The sequence below is a fragment of the Natribaculum luteum genome (assembly GCF_023008545.1).
Classification (GTDB): domain Archaea; phylum Halobacteriota; class Halobacteria; order Halobacteriales; family Natrialbaceae; genus Natribaculum; species Natribaculum luteum.
The window spans coordinates 261,207-275,102 of the sequence record NZ_CP095398.1; the positions used below are offsets into that span (position 1 = coordinate 261,207).

The 13,896-nt window shown below is 58.1% G+C and carries 9 protein-coding genes and 1 pseudogene; 4 read left to right on the plus strand and 6 right to left on the minus strand.

Annotated elements, in window-relative coordinates:
- Nucleotides 1–457: 457 nt before the first annotated feature.
- The 3 genes from MU558_RS19985 to MU558_RS19995 form a co-directional block, all read right to left on the minus strand.
- Nucleotides 458–1,276, minus strand: a complete 819-nt coding sequence (locus tag MU558_RS19985) for an ABC transporter permease (RefSeq protein WP_246976316.1) — start codon at nucleotides 1,274–1,276, stop codon at nucleotides 458–460.
- 1 nt (nucleotide 1,277) lies between these two features.
- Nucleotides 1,278–2,180, minus strand: a complete 903-nt coding sequence (locus MU558_RS19990; RefSeq protein WP_246976319.1) for an ABC transporter permease — start codon at nucleotides 2,178–2,180, stop codon at nucleotides 1,278–1,280.
- Nucleotides 2,181–2,373: 193 nt separating this feature from the next.
- On the minus strand, nucleotides 2,374–3,546 hold the full coding sequence (locus tag MU558_RS19995; protein WP_246976322.1) for an ABC transporter substrate-binding protein: 1,173 nt from the start codon (nucleotides 3,544–3,546) through the stop codon (nucleotides 2,374–2,376).
- Nucleotides 3,547–3,607: 61 nt separating this feature from the next.
- On the opposite strand from MU558_RS19995, the gene MU558_RS20000 reads away from it, so the two are divergent.
- The gene (locus MU558_RS20000; protein WP_246976324.1) at nucleotides 3,608–4,774 is read left to right on the plus strand and encodes an ABC transporter ATP-binding protein; all 1,167 of its coding nucleotides are present in this window, start codon (nucleotides 3,608–3,610) and stop codon (nucleotides 4,772–4,774) included.
- Between the two features lie 121 nt (nucleotides 4,775–4,895).
- Nucleotides 4,896–6,074: an NAD(P)/FAD-dependent oxidoreductase gene (locus tag MU558_RS20005; protein WP_246976327.1), complete on the plus strand. Its 1,179-nt coding sequence runs from the start codon at nucleotides 4,896–4,898 to the stop codon at nucleotides 6,072–6,074.
- A 690-nt stretch (nucleotides 6,075–6,764) separates the two neighbouring features.
- Here the strand turns inward: MU558_RS20005 and MU558_RS20010 are convergent.
- Nucleotides 6,765–7,649, minus strand: coding sequence for an IS1595 family transposase (locus MU558_RS20010; RefSeq protein WP_246976330.1), 885 nt, complete (start codon nucleotides 7,647–7,649; stop codon nucleotides 6,765–6,767).
- A 91-nt stretch (nucleotides 7,650–7,740) separates the two neighbouring features.
- Between MU558_RS20010 and MU558_RS20015 the strand changes: the two are divergent.
- Nucleotides 7,741–7,978 (plus strand): annotated as a pseudogene (locus tag MU558_RS20015) (IS701 family transposase); the annotation flags it as partial.
- A 327-nt stretch (nucleotides 7,979–8,305) separates the two neighbouring features.
- Nucleotides 8,306–9,493 carry an NAD(P)/FAD-dependent oxidoreductase gene (locus MU558_RS20020; protein ID WP_246976333.1) on the plus strand — a complete coding sequence of 396 codons (1,188 nt, stop codon included), beginning with the start codon at nucleotides 8,306–8,308 and terminating at the stop codon, nucleotides 9,491–9,493.
- An 87-nt stretch (nucleotides 9,494–9,580) separates the two neighbouring features.
- On the opposite strand, the gene MU558_RS20025 is transcribed toward MU558_RS20020, so the two are convergent.
- Nucleotides 9,581–10,795 carry an NAD(P)/FAD-dependent oxidoreductase gene (locus MU558_RS20025; RefSeq protein ID WP_246976335.1) on the minus strand — a complete coding sequence of 405 codons (1,215 nt, stop codon included), beginning with the start codon at nucleotides 10,793–10,795 and terminating at the stop codon, nucleotides 9,581–9,583.
- Nucleotides 10,796–11,556: 761 nt separating this feature from the next.
- Nucleotides 11,557–13,893 (minus strand): aminotransferase class III-fold pyridoxal phosphate-dependent enzyme, encoded by a 2,337-nt coding sequence (locus tag MU558_RS20030; protein ID WP_246976338.1) that lies wholly within the window; start codon nucleotides 13,891–13,893, stop codon nucleotides 11,557–11,559.
- Nucleotides 13,894–13,896 lie beyond the last annotated feature (3 nt).

Consider the following 13,896-nt stretch of genomic DNA (forward strand, 5'->3'; position numbering starts at 1 on the left):
CCGTCATCACGCGAAGGGACGGAACACGTATCACAGGTGCCGAGGAGGCAGATGTCGACACGCTCGACACCGCGACTCGCCATGAAAGGTATCCACCTACCCGACGAGGCTGTCAAATACCAGATCGAAGCGCTCGGAACCGCGGATGGAGTCCAGGCTGTCTGGGAATTCGAAAGTCACGAGTTCCGCCGCCATGCGGGGACGTACAACGGGTTCAAACGAGCTATCCGTTCGAGAACCTGCTCGGCCCACAGCACACCGAGTACGGCCCGGCGTCAGATTCGGGTCGGGGGTGAGACAGAGTGTGACGGCAACTGGTGCAGACGGTGAACAGTCGAGTTACGTGTTCACGCTGGTGAGTAAGTGTGAAGACGGCAACCGCTGCTGGCGGACGAATGGACTCGCCGACCAGAATGCGAGACGGTAACGCACGTGCCCTCTGGAGAGTTACCGACTATCAGTTTCGGAAGTAGAGACTGACAGCGATAACTAGCATGCTAATGACGAGTGCGACGGTGCTGATCGCGTTGATGACCGGTGACTGCGAGCGTTGGATGGTCGAAAAGATGTACACGGGAAGCGTGTTCTCCACGCCACTGGTGAAGAACGCGATCAGGAAATCGTCGAACGAGAGAGTGAACGCGAACAGTGCGCCGCTGATGATCCCGGGCGCCAGGAGCGGTAGGGTGACTCTCCGATAGGTCGTCCATTTACTTGCGCCCAAGTCACGTGCAGCCTCCTCCAGCGTCGGGTCGAATCCCGCGAGCCGAGAACTCACAGTCACCAGCACGAATGGGACCACGAACACCAGTTGGCCGATGATAACGGTCCTGAGCGAGCGGGAAATCTCGAGGTAATTGAACATCATCAAAAGGGCGACGCCGAGGATAAGCCCCGGAATGGTCATCGGGGCGATGACGAGCATCCGATACGTCTGCTTCAGCCGGAAGTTGTGTCGCACGAGCGCAATGGCCCCGAGCGTTCCGAGTACCGTCCCGAAGAACGTCACGAACAGGGCGACCCACAGACTGTTGATCGTCGCGTTGATCGCTGACGGTGTCTCAAGCAGCGTCTGGTACCACTCAAGGGTAAACCCGTCCCATGGGAACCCCGAGAAAGACCCCTTCTCGAACGAGAAGAGCACGATAACGATAATCGGCGTATAGAGAAACAGAATGACGAGGACAGCCCAGACTCGCATCCAGTGTCTCTCAACTAGTCGGACCGCTTTCGAGAACCTGTTCTCCTTCGTCGACGGTGGGTTATCAGTACTCATATCAGAACAGCTCCTCCAGGTCGGCGTGGCGCAGTAGCAGTCCGAGAGTGAGCACCACGATAAACATCAGGATGCTCCCCAGTGCGGCGCCGGCGGGCCAGTCTGCACCGAATCCGAACTCGTACTGGATGCGCGTTCCCACGAACGGGATGCCGCCGCCGAGCAGCGACGGGACGACGAACGCCCCCATGCTAAAGATGAATACAAAGATTGTCCCAGCAAGTAATCCAGGAACAGACAGTGGCAAGATGACGCGAGTGAACACCGCTATTCGGGAGGCACCCAGGTCACGGGCGGCCTCAAGGAGTACGTCGTCGATGTTCTCAAGAGACGAGTACAGTGGCAGTATCATGAAGGGAAGCCAGAGGTAGACCAGTCCCAACCAGATGGCGAACCGCGAATTAAGGATCCAGGACAGCGGTTCGTTGATGATGCCGATACGCATGAGAATCGTATTGAAAACGCCATCCTTCGAGAGGATGATTCGCCAGCCGAAGATGCGAACGACGTAGTTAGTCCAGAAGGGGACAATGACGATTGCGGCGAGTTGATTCTTGTACTGACCACCGTACTTTGCCATGAAGTAGGCGATGGGGAACGCGATAATTCCCGTCGAGATCGTCGACAGGGTTGCAATTATCGTAGTCGTCTTGAATGCACTTATGTTCTGGTGCTTGGTGATCCCGTCGATGAAGTTGGAGAGACCGTAATCATGGATGAGGTTGTAGTTCTCCATCGCCATCGTTGAGATCATGAACATAATAAACAGTGGACCGAGGAAGAAAATCCCTTCGAGCAGTAACACCGGTCCGGCGGTAGCTATCAGCGTGATGTACTCGTTGTCGGTAAACTCGTCGAAACTGTTAGAAAGAGAGTCCGAAGTCTGTTTGACGCTACCTGCCATCGTGATCTCCTCCATCCCGCTGAATTGGTATTCGGGATTGCGGCCAGTGCTGTAGTGTCATACCATGGCGTGGAACAGGATAGTAAATAAACGTTATGGGTTTTCGGGGGAGCAACCGAGACGCAGGGACCCGAGAGCCCACGCTGTGACGGTGGACAGTATCGTCCCGATATCGAGAAGGTGGGTTTCTGACTCAGATGCCCGAGCTTGCCTTCGCGGATGACCAGATATCCAGCCACTTGTCCTGCTGAGGGGAAATCTTGTACTGGACGAGGTTCTGGAGGAGCGTATCCGTCGCCTCGAACCCTTTGTCTTCGTACATCATGATCTTCTTCTGTTCTTCCTCGCTGAACTGGTCGAACGCTTCGGTGTTCACCGGTGCTCCCTTGGAACTCGCGTCTTCCCAACAGATAGAGTATTGACCTTCAGGAGTCATACAGGCGTTGATGTACTCGTTCGCGAGGTCGCGGCTCAGATTGGGGTTATTGACGAGACAGAGTCCCTCGGTCCAATACCAGCCACCGACATCGGGTGGATACATGATCTTCATCCAGTCGTTCCCTTCCGCTCTGATCTGGCTGAGGCCGAAGTTCCCGGTTCCGAACACGAGATTAGCATTCCCCTGGAGCATATCCTGCCGAAACGCTGCCGCTCCACCATGGATCGCCACCGCGTTGTTGAACATCTGCACCAACGTTTCCTCGAGCGTTTCGAGTTGGGAGTCCGAGAGTTCGATATCCATCGGGTTATTGTCCCCGATATCGAAGATTTGCATGATCACCAGTGGAATGACCCACGTCGGCCAGTCCGCTAGCGTCACCTCTCCCTCGAACGTCCCGTCCCAGACGGCTTCGTACCCTTTCTCCTCCAGTACACTGACGTCGACTTCGTTGTCGTTGTAGCCGAGCCCGCCCCAGCCCCACCGAGGCGGAACCGCATACATGTTGTCCTCGTGAGTGAAGGTGGGGTACGGCCATTTAAACTGGTCAATCCAGTTGTTGGTGCTCGGATAATCGTCCTTCTCGACCGGTATGATCGTGTCGGCCCTGGCATTACGCAACGCCCACGTGTTATCGAGAAGTAGGATGTCGAACTGCTGGGTACCGCCACCCTGGAGCGTGTTGAACCCGTCGACGTCACTCGAGATCAGTTTTAGGTTGACCGTGGCCCCGGTCTGTTCCTCAATTCTCTTGGCAATCCCTTCATAACCGGCCCACGAGAGGACGTTGAGTGTCTCGCCTGCGAAGTCACCGCCACCTCCGCCACTGGTATCTCCGCCAACACAGCCAGCAAGTGCCGCCGCCCCAGCAACTGTAGCACCTTCCAGTACCTGTCTCCGGTTCAATATCATGTCTTGGTTTCTCATGGCACATAAACACGATTTAGTCACCCGTATTTAGACTTTTTCTAGTATTTTCGATAATATCGTGCCCAGATCTCTGAGACAGTCAGTTCGGGCAGACCACCAATATTATTATCTGTTTGCAATAGAAGGAGTAACCATGGAGGGAAAAGGCAGCGTTCGTCTCGAAGGCCTTCGGAAGGAGTTCGGTGACGTCGTCGCCGTCGACGGAATCGATCTCGAGATCAACGCCGGAGAGTTCTTCACGCTACTCGGCCCATCAGGCTGTGGGAAGACGACCACACTTCGGTGTATCGCGGGACTGGAGACTCCCACGGCAGGACGCATCTCGATCAGCGGCGACGACGTAACTCACCTGCGGGCGAACAACCGAAACACGAGTATCGTCTTTCAGGAATGGGCGCTGTTCCCACATATGTCGGTGGGTGAGAACATCTCGTTCGGCCTCGAGATGAACGATGTCACTAAATCCGAGCGAGAAGAACGAGTGAAGGACGCCCTCGAACTGGTCGAACTATCTGGCTACCAGGACCGCAAGGTTTCGGCGCTCTCAGGCGGGCAAAAACAGCGGATCGCCATGGCCCGGTCACTTGTCATCGAGCCAGATGTGTTGCTCCTGGACGAACCTCTGGCGAGCCTCGATAGAAGCCTCAGTGAGCGTCTCCAGGTGGAATTAAAGAACATTCAGGACGATCTCGGAGTTACCTTCATTTACGTGACCCACGACCAGGAGGAAGCGCTCACCATGAGCGACCGGATCGCCGTGATGAACGACGGGAAGGTCGAACAGGTCGGTCCGGTGACGGAGCTGTACGAACACCCAAAGAGTACGTTCGTCGCCGAATTCCTCGGCGAGACCAACCTGTTCGAAGGGACGGCCCACCGGGAGAACGGTCACATCAAGCTGGATTGCGACGAGATCAACGTCGAACTCAATACCGGTGCCGTGGACAGTGACAGGCTTGCGGACAACGCATCCTGCGCGTTTACGGTTCGCCCGGAAAGTATGATAATTCCAGAGGAGGGAGAAGAAGAGTGCGACAACATGTGGACGGGGACAGTCCAGGACGCGATATACAAAGGGTCAACAACCCTGTACGAGATCGATGTTGGCGACCGAATTCTGAAAGTCCAACAGCAGCGATCGAACAGCGTGCGGATGTATAGTGAGGGTGACCAACTGAGTGTTGGCTTTAATTCGAACGACGGTGAAGTCATCAGAGAACCATGAGACCACCATTGCACGTCCATTACTGGAAGCAACGCGATCGATGGTTGCGCTGGTCAAAGAAGAAACCCCTGTCAGGCGAGGAACGAGGCAAAGACAAGAGGGACACGTCAGCGTGACTCTGATGGATTCGACCAACGCATACGACGTCATCGTCGTCGGTGGTGGTGTCATTGGCTGTGCAGTAGCACGGGAACTCGCTCCCGATCACGACGTGCTGGTGCTCGAAGCGGGATCTGCAGGCGGAGAGGCGAGCCCGAAAGCCTCCGGGCTGATGGCTATCGTCGCCGACCTCCCCGAGTATCCAGCTGCTGCACGCCATGCCCTAGAATTCTTCAAGTCGTACGACGGCACGGGACAGTTCGAATTCACGTCACGGTCAGCGATACATTTGGTCACCGCCGAGGAGGAGAGCTGGGGCCGAGAACACGCCGCTACGAAAGCCGCCCAGGGGTTCGACGTGACGTATCTGACGGCCGCGGAAATCGAGAACCGCTATCCAGGTGCACTCGTGCTCGACCAGTTCGTCGGCGGCGTGGAGTTCTCTCAGTCGGGCTGGCTCGACCCCTACACGTACACGATGACGCTGAAATCAGAAGCAGAGGACGAAGGTGTCCGATACGAGACCGGCACTGAAGTGACGGATATCGTGATCGAGGACGGCTCGGTAACCGGTGTGCGTGTGGAGGGAGCGACGATAGCGGCCGACCATGTCGTCTGTGCGACCGGCTGGCGGACCAGAGAACTTCTCTCGGAGTTCGTCGAGGTGCCCGTCCGCCCCTTCCGCTGGCAGACAGTCAATCTGGAGGTCGGTCGCGAATTCGGTGAGGAGTTCCCGATATGCTGGGATCGGCAGTCCCGGATGTACTGGCGCCCGGAACACAACGGAGATCTCCACGTTGGAGGCGGAACCTACTTCGTCGAGGACTCTGGCGACGTCCGCTCGACTATTACCGAAAGCTTTCGCAACGCGGTTGCCACGACCATCGGCGAGCGCGTCCAGAATATCGAGGACGCCCGATTCAAGAGCGAGGACTGTTGCCCGACGGGTGACGCAGCGACACCCGACGATCACCCTATCATTGACGCACCCGACGGCGCACCCGACGGTCTGGTCGTCGCGATCACCGGCCCCGTTGGCGGTATCATGTGTTCGCCGTTCGTATCTACCGCTGTCCGGTCGATCGTGACGGAAGAAACGGCACCGTTCCCAGTTGAGCCGTTCAGTCTCGATAGATTCGAGGACCTATCGGCCGAGTTCGAGTGCGACTACGTGACTGGCTTGCAGGCGCCCCAGCGCTAATCGGACAGTGCGTTTCCTCTTGCAGAGTGAGGCTTTTCGATAGCACGATCAGCTCCAGTACAACGGGTCGACGATTCCGCATTCTTGTGACCGATGTGGCTAGCGATAGAGGTTGGGCCGCCGAAGCCATACGAATACGTTGGCAATATGAGCTCGGTACATACGAATCGGTGGATGATCCAACTACAAACTACGTTGATGTTCATTGAAGTTTTTCACATCTGGTGAAACAGAGTTATCACTGATCTACCACCGCAATCCGCCCCGAAGTGAGGTATGACAACAATTAACTCTGGACAAACATAACAGAAGTACCGTTGTTATACATAACGATACTACGTCCACTGAGCCGGAGTATTTCACGATAGCAGAAACCATCCAAGGTCGAATCACTATCTGGCACTAATGGCCACGGTATATGATGGCAAACAGTAAATGAGAGATAGCGGACAATGGTTGAACGGAGCAACATATCGCGCCTAATTTTAGCATAGGTGAAAATATTTGTGAACGAAATCGTAAAGCGCGCTCCAAGATCAGCGGTGATGTCGTCTTTGGAGCCTGCACGGCGATGCATACGCCACCAAATGACAATCGAATGGTGGCTCGTTTCGGACGCACGACCGAGTAGCGGGGACCACCATCAACCGTGGCTTTTGAGGATTCGCTCTTCTAGGGCACATTGTTGATTCACAGCGTTGCTCGGATAGCGTGTTTGAGCGCTGCTTTCCCCGGCTTCCGGAACAGTTCTCTGCCTAGCTGAAACGCCCGAACGTAGGGAGTGAGCTTGTCTTTCGAGACGCCTCGATGGGGCGAGAGCCAGGGTCGCAGGAGCGACCCGTGGCTCTCGCAGGTGTTGACGTGGACCTCGTCGTCGGCGTATTCACCGTCGCTGTGGACGACGTATTCTCGGGTGATTTCATCGTCTTCGTCAAGTGGGTCGTAGGCCCGAAATCCGTCAGTGTAGACGGTCAACGACTCCTCCTCGCGGTCGGCGAGGAGGAGTCGGACGATCGGTTCGTCGGCGGATTTCGCGGGCACGACGTAGCGGTCACCGGTGTCACGATCCACGAGAATGAACACCGGTGGCTTGTCGCTCTGGTACGATCCGCGTCCACGCGCGGAGAGGCCACGTGACCGCGACTCCCGTTCGCGGTCGCGAGCCTTCTTGCCGGCGGTCACGTACACTTCGTCGATCTCGACGGGGCCGACGAGGTCGAGGTGAGGCGCGTCGAGCGCTGTGACGAAGCGCTCGACGTGCCGGTGGATCGTTTCGTACGTGACGTCGATCTCGGTCTGCAGTTGTCGAATACTGGTGTTGAACCGGAGAAACGCGTAGATCGAAAACAACCACTTGCGGAGCGCGATCTTCGAGTAGGCAAAAATCGTGCCGGTCTTGTCGTTGAACGTGCGGTCGCAATCCTTACAGAGATACCGTTGAAAGTGCCCGTAGCTGCCGTTCTTGACCGCCCGGTCAGAACGGCAGCGGGGGCATTCAACGCCGTCACGCCAGCGAACCTGCTGCAACAGGTCCGCTGCGAGCGATTCCGAGACAAACACATCCAGCGGAATCATTCGTGATGGGCACCGCTGGCGCGGTGCCCTTGCCCTCTTCGACTTCTGAGCGACAGCTACAGAAGATCAACAATCTCCGCTAGAAGAGCGTGAGGATTTAAAGCAGGATACCGGCTTGGGAGACTGCGAGATGCAGGACGACGAAGGTACCAGTCGCCACTGGCGCCTTCTGATAGCTGCCTACAGTCTCGTTCGTCTTGATCTTGAAAGAAACAGCCCATAATCTCCTCTCGTGGGTTCGAGACAACGGTGATCGCGGCGTCAATGACCTCATGGACGAGATCGACGACCGCTTCGTTCACTCAACAGCCGAGGCTAACGTGCAAAGCCGAGTACAGATACTCACAGTCGGGAGTTCGACGAAAGTGGGTGTATCAGACGACGACCTCGCCACCGAGGTGTATCGCCAGAACGACAACAGTCGTCACCACCTGTGAGGGCAGTACCATCGGCGTGAAGTGTGGGGTTGCCAGCGAATTCTGAGCAGTGAACCGAATCGGCGAGAGCAGAGCTGCAGCAGATTATGCCTCGGTCACCTAGACGGTAGAAACCCGATCAGCTGTTGAGACGAATTGGTCACCCATGCGAGCCGCTCGTATTCTTCCATTTCCGAGACTGTCGTAAGAGTTTACTCACAGCGGTGCTTCGGTCGCACCATGACGACGGGAGACTACGATGTTGTCATTGTTGGTGCAGGTGTCGCAGGGTGTATCAGTGCATATGAACTCGCACCGGATCACGACGTGCTCGTGATTGACAAAGGGCAGGTAGCGGGCGAAACCACAGGTCGCTCTTCGGGACTTATCACAGTCACCACTGACGTTCTCGTGCCACGAGCGGAGATGCTTGACGTTCCGGCAATGGCATCACACGTGAACAGTTACGTCCGCGACCTCGACGGCACTGGTGAGTTCGAGTTCGTCGAGCGTCCGGGGATCGAACTCGTCCCACCCGACCAGAAAGACAGCGCTCGTGACTACGTCGCCGACCTTCAGGAAGACGGCCTCGCAGTGACTTACCTGGAGCCGGACGAGCTCGAAGCCCACTACCCCGATACCTTCACAATGGACTCGTTCGCCGGCGCCGTCCTTTACGAGGACGTGGGGTGGGTCGATCCCTACACCTACACAACCACTCTCCAGCAGGAGGCCGAATCTCAGGGGGCGGAGTTCCGGACAGGCGTTGAGGTCGAGGACGTGACCTTCGATAACGGCGCCGTGACGGGCGTCGAGACGCAGACGGGCCACATAGAGGCGGATTACGTCGTCTGTGCGGCAGGGTGGCGAACTCGAGAGATGCTCTCTGACGTGATCGAAATTCCCGTCCGACCATTCCGCATTCAGATCGTCACGCTCGATCCCGGCCAAGAACTGGGTGACGAGTATCCGATGGCGTGGGACGCACGCACCGACCTCTACTGGCGGCCCGACGCTGCAGGACACATCCACGTCGGCGGTGGCGAGTACACGCTCGACGAGCCACAGTCGGCCAGCGATGATGTCGACGAGTGGTACGTCGACCTCGTGGCCGAGACACTCCCTACCTGCCTGACGGACTTCGAGAAGGCGGGAATTGCCGACAGTTGGGCGTGTATCGACGGCGCAACGCCAGACGCGGTCGGAATCGTTGACGCGCCCACCGATGCGCCAGACGGACTCGTAATCGCCACCGGCTTCCACGGCCTGGGAATGATGTTATCGCCGATTACCGGGACAGCCGTGCGCTCGCTGATTACCGGTGAGGACACGCCATTCTCGCTCGACGGGATCGCCCTGGACAGATTCGACTCTCGGGGTGTCGACTTCGAGTTCCAGCCGATCGGTGGCGGTGCGATGCGAGAATAGCATCGACCGAGAGAAAAAGCAGGTGAGATAGACGACGTTCGTTCGTAGCCGCGATCTGGATCCTGAATGATCTCCGGTGTGGACGTCTCAGTCAGCCTCGTTCCGTGATTTACGGGCCTCGATTCGCGCTTCGGTTATCTCCGTCTCTGCCATGTGGCGCACGAACGGGAAATCCGCACTTCGCGTATCGAAACGATCCAGACAGAACGGATCGAGCGAAAAGGTGAGTTCTTCACCGGTCACGAGCGACCGAACCGCTTCGGCGATGGCGGGCGACGACATGATGCCGCCGATGTGGAGACCGGTCGCCACGACGAGATTCTCGGGGCCTTCGCTGGGTGCATCTATGATGGGATACGTGTCCGGTGTCGAGGCGTCGCCGGTCAGGCAGGTGTCGCCACAGACGAACATTGCCTTTTTGAGGTGGCGGAGCCGATCGGGCATCTCCGTCGCCAACTGGAGCTTGAAATCTTCTGGAACTGTCGTACGCCGCGATCCCGGATTCGTCACAGCGGCTTCGCCACCACCAATGTGTATCGAGCCGTTGTGTTCCGGTCGCCAGTATCGATTCACCGTCGGATCCCAGCCCATTGGGTACCAGTCAGGGATGTCCCGTCCCGGATCGAGTGTCGCCGCCTGCCAGCGGAACGGCCTGACCGGGAGTTCCAGGTGGGGGAGGCACAACTCACGCGTTCGCCACCCCGCGGCGGCGACGACAGTGTCAGCGTGCACAGTCCCGTCTGTCGATTCGACGCCGACCACCGCACCATCATCGACGAGGAGATCTGTGACCCGTACACCGGTCCGCACGTCTGCTCCCCGGTCGGCTGCCCCGTCCGCGAGCGTCACCGTGTAGGTGTAGGGGTCGAGCCACCCGGTGTCGTGGTAGATGAGTGCGCCCTCGTAGGCGTCGAGGTCAAAGACGTCGGGATAGCGGTCTTCGAGCGTCGGCACATCGGCAAACTCCACGCTGAAGTCGGACGCCCGCATCCGTTCTGCCTCATCACGTGCCCAGTCGCCGCTTCCCTCGGCAACGAGGCCCACGCTCTCGCGTTCGGTGAAGGTGAACGAACCGGTGCCGTCGAATTTGGGGAAGAAGTCCGCGGCCGTGCGTGCGAACTTGGGATGTGCCCGAAAGGACGCACCGTTGGTCACCAACCCAGACGCCTTTCCGGACGCGTCTCCAGCTATCTGATCGCTCTCGAGGAGCAGGACGTCGTGGTCGGGTGCGAGCCATCGCGCGGCGGCACAGCCGACGACTCCGCCACCGACCACGACTACGTCTCGCCGTTCAGCAGACATACGCCGATTTACCGTGGCCCGGTACTTGGGTATGTCGTTTGTTCACTCGGCTTCGCTGTCAGAGACTCCCAAAGATCGTCGTTCCCAGTCAGCGAAAGGGTCGTCGAACTTCCCGGCTCGTGGCGCTTGACCGAGGTGTACGCACGCATAATCTCCTCGCCCGGTGCCTCCGTCAGGACGTCGTCGTTCTATCCTTCACCGTACTCATGCATCAGCACCTGCATGTAGCTGTCCATCGCATCGCTCAACGACCGGGGACAATCAGAGATGGCGTCGGCCGCTTCTGTGACCCTGTTAGAACTGAACCGGGAGGTAGTTGTCCGCCACGTGAGTGTTCCTAGTGGAGCAGGTCGGCTGCTGCAGGTACCGAGCCACACACGATCGGTGGAGTCAATCGAGTGATGTATTACTGGCACGGGGCCACCCCATGAAGTCAAGGCTACTGATAGATAGGAGTAGACTTTCCGGAACAACTATGAATTCAAAAAGTCTCTCCGGGTCGACGGAGAGGGTTCGATCACGGATGGAACCCACTTCTGGGAGAGTCACGACGCCAGGAAAACACACAGGAGTTCGACGACGGTGAGAAAGTCGCCGCTGTTCTCGTTTCTTGCGAAAGTGGTGACTGTCCGTTCAGCCGGCGAGAATCACAGACACATCGACAATTTGGCTCAACGGATACCCTGAAGCAGATTCGGACTGACCAATGAGAAGGTGGAATTGCTTCATCTACGGCGGGTTCAGTGGTCTACCCGGATATACTAGCTGCTTTCGTCGTTTTGCTCGGAGAAGACGTCGTCGAGCGCTTCAAGGAGACGGTCCGCGTGATTCCGCTCGAACACCAGCGGTGGACGGATCTTCAGCACATTGCCGGCTTCACTGACAGAACCGATGAGAACCTGACGCTGGCGGAGCTCGTTTACTACTGCCGTCGTCTCACTTGGTGCCGGCACCCAAGTTTCCTGATTTCGAACAAGTTCGACGCCGATCATGAGTCCTTGCTGGCGAATTTCGCCGATGAGGTCGTATTCAGCAGACAGTTCTTTCAGGCCATCGTTCAGGTACTCGCCGACGTCAACGACGTGAGCCAACAGATCCTGATCCTTGATTTCATCCAGGACCGCCAACGCGGCCGCGCAGGACACCGGATTTCCGCCGAACGTGCTGAAGAATCCCGTCTGATCGTAGAGAGTCGACGCAATGTCCGAACGCGTCACTACGGCCGCGACAGGATGCCCGTTGCCCATCGGCTTGCCCATCGTGACAATGTCCGGGACGACGTTCGTTGCCTGGAAACCCCAGAGGTTCGAACCTGTCCTCCCGTGTCCAGCCTGCACTTCGTCGGCGATGACGAGCCCGCCCGCGTCGTGGATGCGGTCGGTCATCGCTTTCAGTCCTTCCGCGTCCGGCGGGAAGATACCGTCGCTGGTGAACAGCGAGTCAAACACGAACGCAGCAGGGGCAACCCCTCGCTTCCTGAGACGTTCGAGCCCCTCTGTCATCGCCTCGCTTGCGTCGAGGATTGAGCCTCTCTGGCGTGTGGATGCGTCGGCCGGTGGTGGGACAGTCTCTACATGGTCCGGATGAGAGCCGTCTGGCCAAATATCCGGCGAGAGCGCCATTGTGGCATCGGTGATCCCGTGATAGGCATAGTTGGAGACGATCGCCCCATTGCCTCCGGTGGCAGCAGTCGCTAGACGCCAGGCGAGATCGTTGGCCTCGCTCCCGGAGTTGACAAACATGACCCTGTCCAGTTCGTCAGGCATCGTCGCCAGAATTCGTTCGGCCAGCATAACGGGTGCTTCGTGCAGGTAGCGAGTATTGGTGGCGAGTTTACGTACTTGTCCCCCGGTGGCGGCGGCGACCCCGGGATGTGCGTGGCCCACCACCTGCACGTTGTTGTACGCGTCGAGGTAGCGCCGGCCGGATGAATCGAACAACCACGCCCCTTCCCCGCGGACGAAGTGGGTGGGGTCGCGGTACGATAGCGGCGACGATCCGAGAACTCGGCGCCGACGGGATACCAGTTCGGACGTGTCCATCCGGGAGTACGGGACGTTACTGGCGAGTGCGGCTGTTCGCAGGCGTCGACTGGCGACGTCGATACCCATCTCGTCCAACGACCGCAGCAGCTTCCACCCATCGTCGACGCCGTCGACTGTGTGGTCAGTCTTCTCCGGATGTTCGTCGACCCGCCACGCGACGATGACGCCCCAAGTGACGAGTCGCGCCGCGACGAGATCCGCGAGCAGGCGAGTCTCCTCATCTTCGAGCGGGGTGACGCTGACGTAACCCCTGATAACCGCCTGAGCGGCATCGATTGGATCTTCGCGGCGGTACATCACGCTTGCGAGTGCGATAACGAGATCATTCACAAGCGCCGTGTGGGTGAGATCGCCGAAATCCACGATGCCGCTTACCCGGGTGCTGTCGTCCAGCAGCACGTTATCGAGCGTGAGGTCATTGTGGATTACCTGCGCGCGGAGCGTATCGAACACTGGTTCGACGCGATCATCGAACCGGTCGAGAACGCGCTCGGCGAGGGCACGGCGTTGGTCATCAGCAACGCTGTCGAGGAACGAGCGTAACTCGGACGCGTGCCCGAGGTCCCAGAGGATGTCATACTCCGCGTCGGGATGGAAGAACCCGCGGAGGGCCTTTCCGAGTCTCGCCACTATCGCCCCGTACTCGTACAGGGAGTCGTAGTCGAGATCTTCGCCCGATGCAGTTTGTCCCGGGACGTGCGTAAACATCCTGACGAAGTGAGTTTCACCGTCCTCCACAGACGTCCAGGGTGATCCGTCGACCGTCGGAACGATCCGCATCACCGGTAGGTCGGGATCAGTCCGACACACGTGCTGCAGGGCCTTGGTCTGTAGGTCGAGCGCTGTTGAGTCGTCTGCCGGACTGGAGATTTTCAGTACGTACGCCTCTCCATCGTCGGTATCGACCCGGAAGTTCTGATCCCGCTCGCCGCCGAGTTCCGTCACCGTTCCACGTTTCCCGAAACTTCGTTCGGCAATCCTCGCAGCCTTCGATTCATCGAACGTCGGGGGCTGGGCAACGAGCGGCTCCGCTCCCAATGGTACGTCGGTCATCGT

Coding starts and splice junctions, on each gene's coding strand:
- MU558_RS20030 (WP_246976338.1), bottom strand. CDS start 13,893: ATGACCGACGTACCATTGGGAGCGGAGCCGCTCGTTGCCCAGCCCCCG.
- MU558_RS20020 (WP_246976333.1), top strand. CDS start 8,306: ATGACGACGGGAGACTACGATGTTGTCATTGTTGGTGCAGGTGTCGCA.
- MU558_RS19995 (WP_246976322.1), bottom strand. CDS start 3,546: ATGAGAAACCAAGACATGATATTGAACCGGAGACAGGTACTGGAAGGT.
- MU558_RS19985 (WP_246976316.1), bottom strand. CDS start 1,276: ATGAGTACTGATAACCCACCGTCGACGAAGGAGAACAGGTTCTCGAAA.
- MU558_RS20005 (WP_246976327.1), top strand. CDS start 4,896: ATGGATTCGACCAACGCATACGACGTCATCGTCGTCGGTGGTGGTGTC.
- MU558_RS20010 (WP_246976330.1), bottom strand. CDS start 7,649: ATGATTCCGCTGGATGTGTTTGTCTCGGAATCGCTCGCAGCGGACCTG.
- MU558_RS20025 (WP_246976335.1), bottom strand. CDS start 10,795: ATGTCTGCTGAACGGCGAGACGTAGTCGTGGTCGGTGGCGGAGTCGTC.
- MU558_RS19990 (WP_246976319.1), bottom strand. CDS start 2,180: ATGGCAGGTAGCGTCAAACAGACTTCGGACTCTCTTTCTAACAGTTTC.